This is a genomic window from Bradyrhizobium sp. NBAIM03 (assembly GCF_020194055.1).
Lineage (GTDB): Bacteria > Pseudomonadota > Alphaproteobacteria > Rhizobiales > Xanthobacteraceae > Bradyrhizobium > Bradyrhizobium yuanmingense.
The window spans coordinates 130,733-146,646 of the sequence record NZ_JADYVS010000004.1 but is presented as its reverse complement, the minus strand read 5'-3'; the positions used below and the strand labels follow the sequence as shown (position 1 = coordinate 146,646).

The window sequence follows — 15,914 nt, the reverse complement described above, 5'->3', positions numbered from 1 at the left end:
ATTGGAGTCGCGGAGAGATACCCCTCACCCGTCTCGCCGCTATGCGGCGAGCCACCCTCTCCCACAGGGGGAGAGGGGAAGGGCGGTCGACACTGTAAAGACTACCCCGCGATCTCGCGCCAGTCGGCGCCGCGTAGCATGCGCATCACGGCGTTGCCCACGGCGGTGCGTTGCCGGCCGGCGACCCCATAGAGATTGACGGTGCGGCGGGCGTCCAGCCCCGTGACCGCGGCGCGCGTCAGCCGCTCCGGCACTGGCGAGGTGTGCGGCACCATGGCGATGCCCATCTCGGCCTCGACCAACTCGATCAAGTCGCGCTCGTTCGAGACCTCATGCCCCTGTTCGATGTCGATGCCGTGCTCGCGCAGGCTCGCGGAGATGCGGCGCGCGTGCTCGCAGAAAGTTCGGCTCAGCAGCAGCTCCGACCGCAGATCGTCCAGTTCGACCGAGCTGCGGCCGGCCAGCCGATGCCCGTCGCCGACGACGAGCTCGAAGCTCTCGGTGAACAGCGGCCAGACATCCAGCCGGTCCCAGGCCTCGTCGATCTCGGCAGCAATGCCGAGCTCGGCTTCGCCCTTCTTCAGGAAGTCGCCGACCTCCCGGCCCGAGCCGCGCAGAAAGCGGAATTCGAGCCGGTTGAACTGCCGCTTGATCTCGTTGAGATGCGGAATCAGCAAAGCGAGGTCGATCGAATGCGTCAGCGCAATGCGGAGCGCACCGATCTCTCCGCTCCTGAACGAGGAGGCGAGCGAGCGCGCGCCGATGGCCGCGTCATAGCACTGCTTCAGGAGTGGATGCATGCGCTGGCCGAGCTCAGTCAATTGCGCGGCGGGGCGTTCGCGGCGGAACAGGTCGCCGCCCAGCTCGGCCTCGAGCTGCTTGATCGCGCGCGTCAGCGAGGGCTGCGTGACGTTGCATTCCTCGGCCGCGCGCGTGAAGTTCAAGAGCTGCGCCACCGCGAGGAAATAGCGGACCTGGTGCATTTCCATGGATCGGCTCCCAGCAAAAATCGACCGGAAATCTAGCCGATCAGGGCGAAAAATGACATCCCGCCTGCGATAGCGCGGACGTATCGACTCGGAAGCCAACCGGCATTTCCGCAAATCCCGGAGATCCCGCACATTTCGCTCCAGCCTGGCGCGGTGTCGCGCTGAGAAGAGGTCTGGATCATGAATATTCCCATCAAGACGCAGACGTCCGCTTCATCACGCGTGCTTGCCGGCAAGGTGGCGCTTGTCACCGGGTCGACCAGCGGCATCGGTCTCGGTATCGCGCGGGCCCTCGCCGCCTCGGGCGCCGACATCGTGCTCAATGGCCTTGGTGTCGCCAGCGAGATCGGCCGAACGCGCGAGCAGATCGCCGCCGAGTTCGGCGTCAAGGCCAGCTATTCGCCGGCGGACATGACGAGGCCGAAATCGATCGCCGAGATGATCGCGGCAACGGTGGCCCAATCCGGCCGGCTGGACATCCTGGTCAACAACGCCGGCATCCAGCATGTCGCGCCGCTCGACCAGTTTGCGGTCGAGAAGTGGGACCAGATCCTCGCAATCAACCTGTCCTCGGCCTTCCACACCACGCGGCTCGCCTTGCCGGCAATGCGGCAGAACGGTTTCGGCCGGATCATCAACATTGCCTCCACGCACGGCCTGGTCGGTTCGCCGTTCAAGGCAGCCTATGTCACCGCCAAGCATGGCATCGTCGGCCTCACCAAGGTGACGGCGCTGGAGACGGCGGAGCAGGGCATCACCTGCAACGCAATCTGCCCTGGTTATGTCCATACGCCGCTGGTCGAGGCGCAGATCGACGGCCAGGCCAAGGCCCATGGCATCTCCCGCGATCAGGTGATCCGCGACGTGCTGCTGGCGCAACAGCCGAACAAGCGCTTTGTTGCGGTCGAGGAGCTCGGCGCACTCGCGGTGTTCCTGTCGACGGACGCGGCGGCCTCGATCACCGGCGTTGCGCTGCCGGTCGACGGCGGTTGGACCGCGCATTGACATGGGCCGGCGCAGCAAGTCGAATACTCGAACGGCGCAAGCTCACCAGGAGCGAGACATGAGCACGCAGGACAATTCGCAGCACAGGAAGTTCGACCTGCCGGGTCAGGTCGTGCTCGTGCTTCAGGGCGGCGGCGCGCTCGGCTCGTACCAGGCCGGGGTCTACCAGGCCTTGCACGAAGCCGGCATCGAGCCGGACTGGATCATCGGCACCTCGATTGGTGCGATCAATGCGAGCCTCATCGCCGGCAACGCGCCCGAGCACCGCCTCGCGCGCTTGCGTGAGTTCTGGAAGCGGATGGAGCAGCAGCCGGTCTGGAACTGGCGCACCGCGTTTCCCGGCTTCAACGAGAAGCTGGCCTATTGGTCGACCGTGACCCACGGCATTGCCGGTTTCTTCCGGCCCAATCCGCTGGCCCATGCCGGCGATTCCTATCCGCTGGGCGCCGATCACGCCGGCTATTATTCGACCGCGCCGCTGGAGAAGACGCTGAGCGAGCTCGTCGATTTTGATCTCGCCAACCGCTGCGCGCCGCGTCTGACGGTCGGTGCGGCTCATGTCGGCACCAGCGAAATGCGCTATTTCGACAGCCGCGACGGCGAGCTGACGGTGAAGCATGTGATGGCTTCGGGCGCGCTGCCGCCGGCTTTCCCCGCCGTGCGCATCGACGGCGAGCTCTATTGGGACGGCGGCATCCTGTCGAACACGCCGACCGAAGCCGTGTTCGACGACAATCCACGCAGGAACTCGCTGATCTTCTCCGTGCATCTGTGGAATCCGGTCGGGCCGGAGCCGACCACGATGGCGGAGGTGCTGAACCGGCACAAGGACGTGCAATATTCCAGCCGCATCGCCAGCCAGATCGTGCGACAGCAGCAGGCCCATCGTCTGCGCCACGTCATTAACCAGCTCGCGGCGCGGCTGCCCGAGAGCGAGCGCAACGATCCCGCGGTGAGGGAACTGACGAGCTACGGCTGCCCGACCCGCATGCACGTGGTGCGGCTGCTGGCGCCGCAGCTCGAGCACGAGACCCATACCAAGGATATCGACTTCAGTCCGTCCGGGATCACGCGGCGCTGGCACGCCGGCTATGCGCACACGAAATCGGTGCTGGCGCGCAAGCCCTGGGTCGGCGAATTCGATCCGCTCGCCGGCGTCGTGCTGCACGAGCATATGGACGAGATGCCGATGGCGGCGGAGTGAGGCTCTGTCCGTCATAGCCTCGCACGACGACGATTTTGCAGGCGCGCGGTCCGGAGTATGGTCGCCGTATCTTCGTCGCGAGGCTTGCAATTGGTCGCTGAGAAAGATCTGGAGGAGTCGCTCGAGACGCTGCGTGCCAACGCGGCGGGACCGGTCGCGGGCGTATTCGGTCCGGCCTCACTGACCTGGCAGATCGACCGGGAGGCCGTGCTCTTTCTCGGCGCCGGCCGTGCGCTGCTGCTGCAACTGGCCCATCCCTGGGTGGCGGCGGCGATCGCCGAGCATTCGCGCACCCTTGCCGATCCGATCGGCCGCTTCCATCGCACCTTCGACATCGTCTTTACGATGGTGTTCGGTTCGCTGGACCGGGCGCTGCTGTCGTCCCGGCAGCTGCATCGGCGTCACAGCATGATCGTCGGCGAGATGCCCGAGACCGTGGGGCCGTTCGCGGCCGGCTCGCGCTACTGCGCCAACGACATCCCCGCGCTGCGCTGGGTCCACGCCACGCTGGTCGAGACCGCGCTCATGGCACATGATCTGGTGCTGCCGCCACTCTCGGCGGAGGAGCGCGATCGCTATTGGAGCGAGGCCAGGCTGTACGGCGCCCTCTTCGGATTAAAGGGGGATGATTTGCCGGCGGACTGGTCCGGCTTCGTCGCCTACACCAAGGCAATGGCGCAGTCGGAGACGCTAACCGTTGGCCCTGCGGCGCGCGAGATCGCCGCGCAGATATTCAGCGGCGCGCGCCCGTGGCTGCGGCCGCCGCGCTGGTATTGCGCGCTCTCCGCGAGCATGCTGCCCGAGCGCTTGCGCGCGGGCTTCGGCTTCGAGCTCGACGCGCGTGCGATCCGATCCGCCGATCACGCGCTGCGGTGGATCCGGCGCGTCTATCCGAAATTGCCTGGCCGGCTGCGCTATGTCGGTCCCTACCAGGAAGCGCAGGCGCGGCTGCGGGGCGAAGCGCGGCCCGACTGGATGACGCGGTGTCTTAATCGCGCCTGGATCGGCCGTCCGCAGATGGATGTGCGCGGGAAATAGGGACTCGAGGCAAGCTCGTTGCAGCTTGTCATTCCGGGCGCGCGGAGCGCGAGCCCGGAATCCATTTCTCCCAGCATTTCCGGCGGAGCGATGGATTCCGGGCTCGCGCCAAACGGCGCGCCCCGGAATGACAGCGGTGCCTCACACCGACGCCAGCTTGCGGTACAGCGCGCTGTAGCTGCCGGCCGAGATGCTCCAGGAGAACGAGCGCCCCATGGCGCTGCGGCGCATGGTGTCGAGCTGATCGTGGGCCATGAAGGCCGAGAAGGCCCGTCGCACGCCGCCGAGGAAGGACTCGCGCGACGGCCTCGAGAACAGGAAGCCGGTCTCGCCGTCGCTGATGGTCTCGGCGAGGCCGCCGGTCTGGTGACCGATCGGCAGCGAGCCGAAGCGCTGGGCGTACATCTGGCTGAGCCCGCACGGCTCGAACCGCGACGGCATCAAGGTGAAGTCGCTGCCGGCGAAGATGCGCCGCGCCTGGGCCTCGTTGAAGCCGATCGCAACCCCGATTGCGTCGGGGCGGCGGCGGTGCGCGTCGATCAAGGCCTGCTCGAGCGCCGGCTCGCCGGAGCCGGTGACCACGATCTGCCCGCCGGCATCGACGATCTCGTCCGCCGCCGACAGCACGAGGTCGATCCCCTTCTGGTGCACGAGGCGCGCGACGATGCCGAACATCGGCCCGCGCGAGACCGCCAGCCCGAACTGCTTGCGGACGTAATCCGCATTCGCCTTCTTGCCGACCCAGTCGCCGGCGCCGAATTGCTGGGCGAGCTGGGCGCAGGAGCGCGGGTCCCAGCTCTCGTCGATGCCGTTGAGGATGCCGGTGAGCTCGGCGGCGTCCGAGCGCAGGCGGAGCAGGCCCTCGAGGCCACAGCCGAATTCGGCCGTGGTGATCTCCCGCGCATAGGTGCCGCTGACCGTGGTGAGGTGCGAGGCGTAGACGAGGCCCGCCTTGAGGAAGGAGACCTGATCGTAGAACTCGACGCCATCGATGTGGAAGGAGCTCTCCGGTGCGCCGATCCGCCGCAGCGAGTCCTTCGGGAAGAGGCCCTGATAGGCGAGGTTATGGATGGTCAGGATGGACGGCAGCTTGGCGCCCTGCCAGGCCAGATAGGCCGGCACCAGCGAGGCCTGCCAATCGTTGGCATGGATCAGGTCTGCTGCCCAATTCTTGTCCAGCTTGCCCATGGCGAGCTCAGCGGCGGCCGAGGCGAAGCGCGCGAAGCGGATGTCGTTGTCGGGCCAATCGCGCCCGAACTCGTCGCCATAGGGGTTGCCGGGTCGGTCGTAGAGCTGCGAGCACAACAGCACATAGACCGGCAGGCCGTCCTTGGTCGCGGCACGGCCGAGCGAGCAGGCCGGCATCTCCGCGAATGCGGGACAGCGGCCAACGACCTGAATATGCGTGAGTTGCTCGATGATGTCGCGATAGCCGGGCAGCATGATCCGGATATCGGCGAAGGAGCGAAGTGCGCGGGGGAGGGCGGCGGAAACGGCGCCCAGTCCGCCGACGCGGACGAAGTCGTCCATCTCCGTGGTGACGAACAAGACCCTCAAGAACAACCGCCCTCTTTCGACCCCGCTTGCTGCTATGCAAGAACGGGTCCAGTTGTGCTGGAAATCCAAAGCCCGCCCACGCGGCACGTCTGTTCGGTAAACACTTTCCTACTCAGCCGCCGCCCTCTAGGGTCGCCGCATCAACAACAAAGATCTTCGATGGTTCCACGAGTTCAAGGGCGCAGGCAGGCATGCAGCTAGCAGATAAGCATGAGGGGACGACGACAAAGGCCTTCGCGGGCCTGCGGGTGCTGGATTTTTCGACCACCATCGCCGGGCCCCATTGTACACGGATGCTCGCCGACATGGGTGCCGAGGTCATCAAGATCGAGACCGATGGCGGCGAGACGATGCGGACCCGGCCTCCCCTCCGCAACGGCTGCAGCACCGCGTTCGGCCAGCTCAATGTCGGCAAGAAGAGCGTGGTACTCGACCTCAAGTCCGAGGACGGCAAGGAGGCGGTGCGCCGGCTGGCCGCGACGTCGGACATTCTGGTCGAGAACTTCCGTCCCGGCGTGATGCGCCGCCTTCGGCTCGACTACGACAGCCTGCGTCAGGTCAACCCGAGGCTGATCTACTGCTCGATCTCGGGCTATGGCCAGACCGGCCCTTCGGCCGAGCTGCCGGCCTACGCCCCGGTGATCCACGCGGCTTCGGGCTATGACATGGCCCATCTCGCCTACCAGCCGGGCCGCAACCGTCCCGACTATTGCGGTATCTACCACGCCGACGTCGTCACCGGGACCTATGGTTTTGGCGCGATCGCGTCGGCGCTCTATCAACGCAGCGTGACGGGCGCCGGCCAGCACATCGACGTCTCCATGCTGGAAACCATGCTGTCGCTGACGCTGACCGAGCTGCAGAGCTCGCAATTCGCGGTGCCGCCGCCGCCACGCCCGATGTTCGGACCGACCGAGACGGCAAGCGGCTACGTCATGATCACGATCGCCAGCGAGAAGACGTTCCAGGCTCTGATGGGGGTGATCGGCCGCCCGGACTGGGTCTCCGATCCGCGTTTCGCCACCTATGCCGCGCGCCGCGAGAACTGGGCCGAGCTGATGGACGGCGTCGAAATCTGGTCGCGGCAGCTTTCGACCGATGCGTGCTTGCGCGTGCTTGGCGCTGCCGGCGTGCCGGCCTCGGCCTATCGCAGCGTGTCCGAGGCCTTGGCCGATCCGCAGCTTGCGCACCGCCAGGCACTCTCCGAGGTGCGGGACGAGGGCGGCTCGTTCCAGGTGCTCAACCTGCCGTTTCGGATGTCGGGGGCTGACACGGCGCCGGCCAAGACCGTGTCCGTGCTCGGGGAGCACACCGACGCGTTGCGCCAGGAGATCGGCCTTGCGGACGGTACGGCAATTCCGCCAGGCAAAACGGCCGCGACATCCTGAGTCTCATCGCCGCCACATGCGGCGTTCGAACTCTCGTTCGTTCCTCTTGCCGAGACGGGCATTTGTCGCCAAGCTCGCCTCCGAGTCATTCACGATCCGAAACATCGGACGAGGGATCCCGGGAGGAACCATGACGAACGCGGCGGCCTTGGCACGCAGGCGCGTGCCTATTTTCCTCGTTGCGGCATTTGCACTGGCTACGCCAGCGCAGGCGCAGAAATCGGGCGGCAGCATCACCGTCGGTCAGGAGCTGGAGATCGCAGGCTTCGATCCGCTCAAGGTCGGCGTCTACGACACCTCGACCTTCACCGCTGCCGCCGCGATCTTCGACACGCTGACGACGCTGAATGACAAGGGCGAGGCCGCGCCGAAGCTCGCGGTGTCCTGGAGCCATTCCGAGGACTACAAGACCTGGACCTTCAAGCTCCGCGAAGGCGTCAAATTCCACGACGGCACGCCGTTCAATGCGCAGGCCTTCAAGGAGAATTTCGACCGGCAGAAGGACCCCGCCAACAAGTGCCGCTGCGCCTTCTACATCACCAACGTCAAGGAGGTGCTGGCGCCGGACGAATACACAATCGTCTATAATCTCACCGATCCTTCCGTGAACCTGCCGGCGACGATCACCATCCAGAGCCAGAACAACGTCATCCATTCGCCGACCGCCTGGAAGACCAAGGGCGACGATTACAACCGCAATCCCGTCGGCACCGGCCCGTACATCCTGAAATCATGGACCGCCGGCGACCGCATGGTGCTGGAGAAGAACCCGAACTACTGGGACAAGGGTCGCCCGTATCTCGACCGCATCGTCCTGAAGCCGCTGCCCGACGCGCAGTCGCGCTTTGCCTCGCTGCAATCGGGCGAGGCCGACATCATCTGGGATGACGAGAACGACGCCGACAACATCATGAGGGCGCAGAAGGACCCCAAGCTCACCGTGCACACCTACAAGGGCTCGGGCGCGCAGGTCTACGCCTTCAACACCAAGGTGGCGCCGTTCGATGACGTGAGGGTGCGGCAGGCCCTGGTGATGGCGATCGACCGTCCCAAGATGTCGCAAGCGATCAGCAACGGCCTGAGCCGGCCCGCGAGCAATCCTTACGGCGACGGCTCCTGGGTCAAGTGCAAGGACGACGGGGCGCTGCCGTTCGACGTTGAGAAGGCCAAGGCGCTGATCAAGGAGTACGGCAAGCCGGTCGAGTTCAAGATGCTGGTGACGGCGACGCCGCGCGGCCGCATGGTCGGCCAAGTGCTGCAGCAATTCTGGAAGCGCGTCGGCGCCAACATGGAGATCGAGCAGGTCGACCAGGCCACGATTCCGACGCGCGCCTTCACCCGGCAGTTCCAGCTGACGCCGTGGCGCATCGTCGATCTCGCCGATCCCGATCCGCAGATGTACGCGAATTTCCGCAGCGGCAGCCCGCTGGCGCTCGCCGGATACGCGAACCCCGAGCTCGACAAGCTTCTGGACCATGCGCGCGTCACCGCCGACATCGGCCAGCGCACCGAGGATTATTGCGCCATCAGCCGTCTGATCAACAAGGAGGCGATCTGGTTCTGGACCTTCCAGAATACCTATTACGCGCTGTCCAGCGCCAAGCTGAAGGGCTTTCCGAAGATCTACAACGGCGTGATCGACGTCTCGACCACCTGGCTGGAATGACCGCGCGATGCTGAACTTCGTCGCGCGGCGGCTGCTTGCCATGCTGCCGGTCCTGCTCGCCGTCTCGTTGCTGACGTTCCTGATCGCCTCGCTGCTGCCGGGCGATCTCGCGCTCGTCATCCTGGGCGATCAGGCAACGCCGGAGAACGTCGCGGCGCTGCGCCGCGACATGGGACTCGACCAGCCGCTGTGGTGGCGTTACCTGAGCTGGCTCGGCCACGTGGTGCAGGGCGATCTCGGCCGCTCGTTTCGCACCGGGCAGACGGTGCTGCAGGCGGTGGCCGAACGCATCCCGGTCTCGCTGCAGCTGATGCTGATGGCCGAGTTCATCGGGCTCCTGATCGGTGTTCCCGTCGCGATCGCCTGTGCCGCGCGCGCCGGCGGTGCGTTCGACCGCTTCATGACCGGCTGCGCTTTCGCGATGCTGTCGATGCCGTCGTTCCTGACTGCGATCCTGCTGATCTATCTGTTCGCGGTCGAGCTGCGCTGGCTGCCGGCGACCGGCTATGTGCCGTTCACCGAGGCGCCGCTGGCCAATTTGCGCTTCTTCGTGCTGCCGGCGCTGACGCTGGCGCTGGCGGAATGCCCGGGCATCATGCGGGTGCTGCGCTCCGACATGATCGCGACGTTGCAGGAGGACTATATCGCGCTGGCGAAAGCAAAGGGTCTCAAGCCATCGCGCATCCTGTTGGTGCATGCGCTGAAGCCTTCTTCGCTGACCCTGGTGACGGTGACGGGCATCAATATCGGTCGCCTGCTCGGCGGCACGCTGATCGTGGAAACGATCTTCGCGCTGCCCGGCATCGGCCGGCTGCTGGTCGGGGCGATCTACACCCGGGACCTCGTCATTCTCCAGGGCGTGGTGCTGCTGGTCGCCTGCGGCTTCGTCATCGTCAACTTCATCGTCGACATGCTCTATGCCGTGCTCGACCCCAGGATCCGCCATGGCCACGCTTGAGCTGTCGATCCAGGACGAGGAGGTAGCTGCGCCGGTCGGCCGCAAGCCCAAGCTCGGCCTGTTGTTCTGGATCGCAAGCGCCTGGGTTGCGATCATCCTTTCGCTAGCGATCCTGGCGCCGGTGCTGCCGCTGCAGAACCCGACCGATATGGACATGCTGGAACGGCGCGCCGCCTTCTCCGGGGAACATTGGCTCGGCACCGACGGGCTCGGCCGCGACGAGCTCGCCCGGCTGATCTTTGGTGCGCGGGTGTCGCTAACGGTCGGGCTGATCGCGCCCATGATCGGCCTCGTCATCGGCGGCGCGCTCGGCCTGCTGGCCGGCTATTTCCGCGGCCGGTTCGAGACGCTGGTGGTCGGCAGCATGGATGTGTTGCTCGCCTTTCCGCCGCTGATCTTCGCGCTCGCGGTGGTCGCCTATCTCGGGCAGTCGGTCCCCAACCTCACTATTGTCCTCGGCGTGCTCGGCATTCCCGCTTTCATGCGCGTGGCGCGCGCGGCGACGCTGACGCTGGCGCGGCGCGAGTTCGTGATCGCCGCCGAGGCGTTAGGGGCTAGCCATGCGCGCATCCTGCTGCGCGAGCTGCTGCCGAACGTCATCCTGCCGCTGCTCGCCTTCTTCCTGCTCGGCGTCGCCGTCACCATCGTGGTCGAGGGCGCGCTGTCCTTCCTCGGCCTCGGCGTGCCGCCGCCGATGCCGAGCTGGGGCAGCATGATCGGGGAGGGACGTGACAGTCTGGACGTCGCGCCGCGCCTCGCCTTTCTGCCGGCGGCAGCACTGTTTGCGACCGTGCTGGCGTTCAACCTCGTCGGCGACACCTTGCGGGCTCTCACCGACCCACGTCAGGGGGCACTGTGACCGCGCCGCTCCTGGCCATCGAGGATGTCGCGGTCGAGCTGCCGACCTCGCGCGGAAACCTGCGCGCGGTCGATCACGTCGACCTTTCGCTGCAGGCCGGCCGCACGCTCGGAATCGTCGGTGAATCCGGCTGCGGCAAGACCATGCTCTCGCGCGCCGTGCTGCAGCTGCTGCCGAAGAAGGCGAAGCTGACGGGCCGGGTGATGTTCGACGGCGAGGATCTGGTGCGGCTCGAGCCTGAAAGCCTGCGGCGGCTGCGCGGGCGCGACCTCGCGGTCGTATTCCAGGACCCCATGACCTCGCTCAACCCTGTGCTCACCATCGGCACGCAGCTGATGGAGACGATCCAGGAGCACCTCGAGCTTGACGCTCCCGCCGCGAAGGCCCGCAGCATCGAGCTGCTCGCCGCCGTCGGCATTCCCGCCCCGGAGCAGCGGCTCGCGCAATATCCGCATCAATGCTCCGGCGGCATGCGCCAGCGCATCGCGATTGCGATCGCACTGTCCTGCGAGCCGAAGCTCCTGATCGCGGACGAGCCGACCACCGCGCTTGACGTCACCATCCAGGCGCAGATCCTCGATCTGCTCGCGCGCGAGCAGCGCCGCCGCCACATGGCGATGATCATCATCACCCACGATCTCGGCGTCGTCGCCGGCCGGGCCGACGAGGTCGCGGTGATGTATGCCGGCCGGGTGGTGGAGCGCGCGCCGACGCAAGCCTTGTTCAAGCGCATGCACATGCCCTACACCGAGGCACTGCTGGCGGCGATCCCGAAGCTCGATACCGCGCCGCATACGCCGCTGCCGGCGATCTCGGGCCGTCCACCCGATCCGACGCGCCCGCTGAAGGGCTGCTCCTTCGCGCCGCGCTGCAGTTATGCCGGCGGGCGCTGTCATGAGGCCAAACCGGTCCTGACCAGCGCAGAGGTGTCGGGACATCTCTATGCCTGCTTCCATCCGATCCGGATGACGGAGGGGATCGAGGCATGATGCAGCTTGCCGCGCGCCCCGCGCCGCTTCTCAACGTCGACAATCTCGTGGTCGAATACGGCCTCGGCAACAAGATTGTTCATGCCGTTTCCGGTGTCAGCCTCCAGGTCGCGCGCGGCGAGACGCTTGGGCTGGTCGGCGAATCCGGCTGCGGCAAGTCGACGCTCGGGCGCGCGGTGCTGCAACTGCGCCGCGCCAAGTCCGGCCGCGTGATGTTCGACGGCGAGGACCTCACCGCGATGGAGGGCGAGGCGCTGCGCCGGATGCGCCGCCGCGTGCAGCTGATCTTCCAGGATCCGATTGCTTCGCTCAATCCGCGCCGGCGCATCGGCGACATCGTCGCCGAGCCGCTGATCATCGCCGGGATCAAGGATGCCGCCGAGCGCAAACGGCGCGTTCACGAGGTGCTCTCCGCGGTCGGGCTCGACCCCGATCTCGTGGCGACCCGCCTGCCGCACGAATTCTCCGGCGGCCAGTGCCAGCGCATCTGTATCGCGCGCTCGCTGGTGCTCAACCCGGAGTTCATCGTCTGCGACGAGCCGGTGTCGGCCCTCGACGTCTCCATTCGCGCGCAGATCCTCAACCTGCTGGAGGAGATGAAGGCGCGCTTCGGTCTGACGCTGCTGTTCATCGCGCACGACCTCGCGGTGGTCAAAGCGGTCAGCGACCGCGTCGCGGTGATGTATCTCGGCCGGCTCTGCGAGGTCGCCCCCTCCGAGCAATTGTTCGCGCGGCCTGCGCATCCCTACACCGCGCTGCTGTTGCAGGCGATCCCGGTGCCGGATCCGGACGTGCGACCCGCCGAAAGTGTGGCGGCCGGCGAGCCGCCATCGCCGATTGCGCCGCCGTCCGGCTGCCGCTTCCGCACCCGCTGCCCGCGCGCGGATCAGCGTTGCAGCGCGGAGATACCGGAGTTGCGCCAGGTCGCACCCGGCCAGTTCGCGGCTTGCCATCATCCGCTGGCCTGAACTAAGACCGGTTTGTCTGGTCGCGCCGACCATGGCATGGTGGCGCGACAACAAGAAGCATGCGGGAGGACGCCGATGAAGAGTTTCAAGGTTGCCGATTTCAAGGCGCCGCTGCAGGAGGTCGACGAGGCGACGCCGCAGCCCTCGGGCACGCAGGTGCTGATCAAGGTGAAGGCCGCCGGCGTCTGCCACAGCGACCTCCACATCTGGGAAGGCGGCTACGATCTCGGCCATGGCCGCAAGCCGCTCTCGTTGAAGGACCGCGGCATCAACCTGCCGCTGACCATGGGCCACGAGACGGTCGGCGAAGTCCTCGCCTTCGGCCCCGACGTGAAGCCGACCGACCAGGGCGACCTGAAGGTCGGCGATGTCGGGCTGGTCTATCCCTGGATCGGCTGCGGCAAATGTGCAACGTGCCTCGCCGGTGACGAGAACATGTGCCTGACGCCGCGCTCGCTCGGGGTCTATTGCGACGGCGGCTATTCCGATCACATGCTGGTGCCGCATCCGCGCTACCTGCTCAATCTGAAGGGCCTCGATCCCGCGACGACCGCGCCCTATGCCTGCTCGGGCGTCACCACCTACAGCGCGCTGAAGAAGGTCGAGCAGCATTTCGACACGCCGATCGTGATGTTCGGCGCCGGCGGCCTCGGCCTGATGGCGTTGTCGCTGCTCAAGGCGATGGGCGGCAAGGGCGCGATCATGGTCGATATCGACGCGAGGAAGCGCGAGGCGGCGGAGAAGGCCGGTGCGCTTGCGACCGTCGATCCCAAGGCCCCTGACGCGCTGGAGCAGCTTGCCAAGAAGGCGGGCGGCCCTATCCGCGCCGTGATCGACCTCGTCGGCAACGCTGCTACGACGCAGCTCGGCTTCGACTGCCTGACCAAGGGCGGTAAGCTCGTCCTTGTCGGCCTGTTCGGCGGCGGCGCGACCTGGGCGTTGCCGCTGATTCCGATCAAGGCGGTGACGATCCAGGGCAGCTATGTCGGAAACTTGCGCGAGACGCAGGAGCTGCTCGACCTGGTGCGGTCGAAGAAGGTGCCGCCGATCCCGGTGACGCCGCAACCGCTCGCCAAGGCCAACGACGCGCTGCTGCAATTGCAGCAGGGCGCGGTGGTCGGGCGTACGGTGCTGACGCCGTAACGAATGCTCTCTCCCTCGTCATTGCGAGGAGCGAAGCGACGAAGCAATCCAGAATGTCTCCGTGGATGCAGTTCTGGATTGCTTCGCTTCGCTCGCAATGACGACCTGGTTGACACCTCCCTTGAGGCCTTAAATGTCCGCAAACAACGCCTTCCACATTGCCGTGCTCGCCGGTGACGGCATCGGCCCTGAAGTCATGGCGCCGGCGCTGGAGGTGCTGCGCAAGGTCGGCGAGAAGTCCGGCCTCGGCTTCCGCTTCACCGAGGCGCCGGCCGGCGCCAACCATTATCTCGCGACCGGCAAGTCGATGCCGGATAGCACCATCAAGCTCTGCGAGGAGGCGGACGCGATCCTGCTCGGAGCCTGCGGCCTGCCGTCGGTGCGCTACCCCGACAACACCGAGATCGCGCCGCAGATCGAGCTGCGCTTCATCTTCGATCTCTATGCCGGCGTGCGTCCGGCGCGCCTCATTCCGGGCGTACCGAGCCCGATCGTCGGCGCGGACCAGCGCGGCATCGATCTCGTCGTGATCCGCGAGTCCACCGAAGGCCTGTTCGCCTCGATGGGCAAGGGCGTCGTCACCCACGAGGACGCGCGCGAGACCATGGTGATCACGCGCAAAACCTCCGAGCGTTTGTTCGAGTTCTCGTTTCGCCTTGCCGAGCGGCGCAAGGCGCGCGGCAAGCCGGGCGCGCTCACCTGCGTCGATAAGGCGAACGTATTCAAGGCGTTCGCGTTCTTCCGCGGCATCTTCGACGAGATCGAGAAGAAGCATCCTGACGTGAAGACCGACCGGCTCTATGTCGATGCCTGCTCGGCGATGCTGGTCAAGCGTCCCTGGGATTTCGACGTGATGGTGATGGAGAACATGTTCGGTGACATCGTCTCCGACATCACCGCAAGCCTGATCGGCGGCCTCGGCATGGCGCCGTCCGCCGACATCGGCGACAAGTACGCGGTGTTCCAGCCGTGCCACGGCACGGCGCCTGACATCATGGGGCAGGGCAAGGCCAACCCCACCGGCATGATCCTGTCCGCCGCGATGATGCTGGATTGGCTCGCCGACAAGCACGGCATCGAGAGCGCTGCGGAAGCCGGCGAGACGATCGAGCGTGCGGTGGACCAGGTCTATGCCGGCGGCATCAAGCCGATGGAATTCGGCGGCGGCAATGGCACGGCTGACATCACGAAAGCGGTGCTGGGAGCGCTGTAGGGGCTGTGCTCCTGGCCTCTCTCCACGACGAAATTACTTCCCCCTAAACTGCGGCTTCCGCTTTTCCATGAAGGCCTGCCGGCCCTCGCGGAAATCCGCGCTGTCCATGCAGGCATTGCCGATCACCTTGATCGCCTCCATGTCGCGCCGGCTCTCGTCCTTCAGCACCTGCGCGATTGTGATCTTGGCCGCCTTGATCGCGAGCGGGGCGTTCTGCGCGATCGTCTCGGCCATCGCCATGGTCTCGCCCCAGAGCTCGCCTTGCGGAAACACGCGCTCGACGAGGCCGATGCGCAGCGCCTCGGCGGAATCGATGCGCATGCCCGTATACATCAGCAGCCGCGCCCAGGACGGCCCGACCAGCGACACCAGATGCCGCAGGCCGTCATAGCCATAGGCGATGCCGAGCTTGGCGGCGGGAATGCCGAACTGGCTTTCATGCGAGGCGAGGCGGATGTCGGCGAGCATGGCGACCTGCATGCCGCCGCCGAGGCAATAGCCGTCGATGCAGGCGATGGTCGGCTTGGGATAATCGGCGAGCAGCGCGCGCTGGGCGGCGCTGCGCTTGGCGTATTGCTCGGATGCCGCCGCATTGTGCCTCACCTTCTCGAACTGGCTGATGTCGGCACCCGAGACGAACGCCTTGCCGCCGGCGCCGCGCAGGATCACGACGCGCACCGTGTCGTCGTCGCGCAAGGCCGTCAACGCCTCGCCAAATCCCTCCCACATCTCCAGCGACATCGCGTTGCGCTTGTCGGGATTGTTGAAGGTGATCACGCCGACGCCATCGGCCGTGTGCGTCAGAATCTTGCCGTCGGCGTAAGGTGTTCCGGTCGTGCTGATAACGTCTGGCATCGCGCGCTCGCTGCTCGGTGGCGAGGCGCAATGTGCGGCGCAGGCGCCGCCGCGGTCAACCGGCGCGGGAGAGCAGAGCCTG

The 15,914-nt window shown here is 66.4% G+C and carries 14 protein-coding genes; 11 read left to right on the top strand and 3 right to left on the bottom strand.

The genetic code is table 11. The features are described from left to right. Positions 1-101 precede the first annotated feature (101 nt). Positions 102-989: a LysR family transcriptional regulator gene (locus tag I6F21_RS07545; protein ID WP_036004434.1), complete on the bottom strand. Its 888-nt coding sequence runs from the start codon at positions 987-989 to the stop codon at positions 102-104. A 180-nt stretch (positions 990-1,169) separates the two neighbouring features. On the opposite strand from I6F21_RS07545, the gene I6F21_RS07540 reads away from it, so the two are divergent. The 3 genes from I6F21_RS07540 (at position 1,170) to I6F21_RS07530 (ending at position 4,236) form a co-directional block, all read left to right on the top strand. Then, entirely contained in the window at positions 1,170-1,994 is an 825-nt protein-coding gene (locus I6F21_RS07540; protein ID WP_225139632.1) for a 3-hydroxybutyrate dehydrogenase, read from the top strand. A gap of 58 nt (positions 1,995-2,052) precedes the next feature. After that, a complete protein-coding gene (locus I6F21_RS07535) occupies positions 2,053-3,198 on the top strand; it encodes a patatin-like phospholipase family protein (RefSeq protein WP_225139631.1) in 1,146 nt (381 codons plus the stop codon). Positions 3,199-3,288: 90 nt separating this feature from the next. Beyond that, on the top strand, positions 3,289-4,236 hold the full coding sequence (locus I6F21_RS07530) for an oxygenase MpaB family protein (RefSeq protein WP_225139630.1): 948 nt from the start codon (positions 3,289-3,291) through the stop codon (positions 4,234-4,236). Between the two features lie 141 nt (positions 4,237-4,377). Here the strand turns inward: I6F21_RS07530 and glgA are convergent, their stop codons facing one another. Then, positions 4,378-5,793, bottom strand: coding sequence for a glycogen synthase GlgA (gene glgA / locus I6F21_RS07525; RefSeq protein ID WP_225139629.1), 1,416 nt, complete (start codon positions 5,791-5,793; stop codon positions 4,378-4,380). Positions 5,794-5,984: 191 nt separating this feature from the next. On the opposite strand from glgA, the gene I6F21_RS07520 reads away from it, so the two are divergent. The 8 genes from I6F21_RS07520 to I6F21_RS07485 all read left to right on the top strand — a co-directional run bounded on the left by I6F21_RS07520 (position 5,985) and on the right by I6F21_RS07485 (position 14,977). After that, positions 5,985-7,181, top strand: coding sequence for a CoA transferase (locus tag I6F21_RS07520; protein ID WP_225139628.1), 1,197 nt, complete (start codon positions 5,985-5,987; stop codon positions 7,179-7,181). Between the two features lie 130 nt (positions 7,182-7,311). Further along, the gene (locus tag I6F21_RS07515; protein ID WP_109144553.1) at positions 7,312-8,847 is read left to right on the top strand and encodes an ABC transporter substrate-binding protein; all 1,536 of its coding nucleotides are present in this window, start codon (positions 7,312-7,314) and stop codon (positions 8,845-8,847) included. A gap of 7 nt (positions 8,848-8,854) precedes the next feature. After that, the gene (locus I6F21_RS07510; RefSeq protein ID WP_225139627.1) at positions 8,855-9,805 is read left to right on the top strand and encodes an ABC transporter permease; all 951 of its coding nucleotides are present in this window, start codon (positions 8,855-8,857) and stop codon (positions 9,803-9,805) included. Next, positions 9,792-10,664, top strand: coding sequence for an ABC transporter permease (locus I6F21_RS07505; RefSeq protein ID WP_036004454.1), 873 nt, complete (start codon positions 9,792-9,794; stop codon positions 10,662-10,664). The genes I6F21_RS07510 and I6F21_RS07505 overlap by 14 nt, the downstream gene beginning before the upstream one ends. After that, a complete protein-coding gene (locus I6F21_RS07500) occupies positions 10,661-11,653 on the top strand; it encodes an ABC transporter ATP-binding protein (RefSeq protein WP_225139626.1) in 993 nt (330 codons plus the stop codon). Before I6F21_RS07505 ends, I6F21_RS07500 begins: the two co-directional genes overlap by 4 nt. Next, on the top strand, positions 11,650-12,621 hold the full coding sequence (locus I6F21_RS07495) for an oligopeptide/dipeptide ABC transporter ATP-binding protein (protein WP_074447511.1): 972 nt from the start codon (positions 11,650-11,652) through the stop codon (positions 12,619-12,621). Before I6F21_RS07500 ends, I6F21_RS07495 begins: the two co-directional genes overlap by 4 nt. A 75-nt stretch (positions 12,622-12,696) precedes the next feature. Further along, positions 12,697-13,764, top strand: coding sequence for an alcohol dehydrogenase (locus I6F21_RS07490; protein ID WP_036025902.1), 1,068 nt, complete (start codon positions 12,697-12,699; stop codon positions 13,762-13,764). 133 nt (positions 13,765-13,897) lie between these two features. Beyond that, positions 13,898-14,977 carry an isocitrate/isopropylmalate dehydrogenase family protein gene (locus I6F21_RS07485; RefSeq protein WP_057026781.1) on the top strand — a complete coding sequence of 360 codons (1,080 nt, stop codon included), beginning with the start codon at positions 13,898-13,900 and terminating at the stop codon, positions 14,975-14,977. A gap of 33 nt (positions 14,978-15,010) precedes the next feature. Here I6F21_RS07485 and I6F21_RS07480 read toward each other — a convergent pair whose 3' ends face one another. After that, positions 15,011-15,832 (bottom strand): enoyl-CoA hydratase, encoded by an 822-nt coding sequence (locus I6F21_RS07480; protein ID WP_225112665.1) that lies wholly within the window; start codon positions 15,830-15,832, stop codon positions 15,011-15,013. Positions 15,833-15,914 lie beyond the last annotated feature (82 nt).

What these genes read in the sequence shown, in the direction of transcription:
- I6F21_RS07545 (WP_036004434.1), bottom strand. Translation starts at nt 989, where the DNA reads ATGGAAATGCACCAGGTCCGCTATTTCCTCGCGGTGGCGCAGCTCTTG.
- I6F21_RS07540 (WP_225139632.1), top strand. Translation starts at nt 1,170, where the DNA reads ATGAATATTCCCATCAAGACGCAGACGTCCGCTTCATCACGCGTGCTT.
- I6F21_RS07535 (WP_225139631.1), top strand. Translation starts at nt 2,053, where the DNA reads ATGAGCACGCAGGACAATTCGCAGCACAGGAAGTTCGACCTGCCGGGT.
- I6F21_RS07520 (WP_225139628.1), top strand. Translation starts at nt 5,985, where the DNA reads ATGCAGCTAGCAGATAAGCATGAGGGGACGACGACAAAGGCCTTCGCG.
- I6F21_RS07515 (WP_109144553.1), top strand. Translation starts at nt 7,312, where the DNA reads ATGACGAACGCGGCGGCCTTGGCACGCAGGCGCGTGCCTATTTTCCTC.
- I6F21_RS07510 (WP_225139627.1), top strand. Translation starts at nt 8,855, where the DNA reads ATGCTGAACTTCGTCGCGCGGCGGCTGCTTGCCATGCTGCCGGTCCTG.
- I6F21_RS07505 (WP_036004454.1), top strand. Translation starts at nt 9,792, where the DNA reads ATGGCCACGCTTGAGCTGTCGATCCAGGACGAGGAGGTAGCTGCGCCG.
- I6F21_RS07495 (WP_074447511.1), top strand. Translation starts at nt 11,650, where the DNA reads ATGATGCAGCTTGCCGCGCGCCCCGCGCCGCTTCTCAACGTCGACAAT.
- I6F21_RS07490 (WP_036025902.1), top strand. Translation starts at nt 12,697, where the DNA reads ATGAAGAGTTTCAAGGTTGCCGATTTCAAGGCGCCGCTGCAGGAGGTC.
- I6F21_RS07485 (WP_057026781.1), top strand. Translation starts at nt 13,898, where the DNA reads ATGTCCGCAAACAACGCCTTCCACATTGCCGTGCTCGCCGGTGACGGC.
- I6F21_RS07480 (WP_225112665.1), bottom strand. Translation starts at nt 15,832, where the DNA reads ATGCCAGACGTTATCAGCACGACCGGAACACCTTACGCCGACGGCAAG.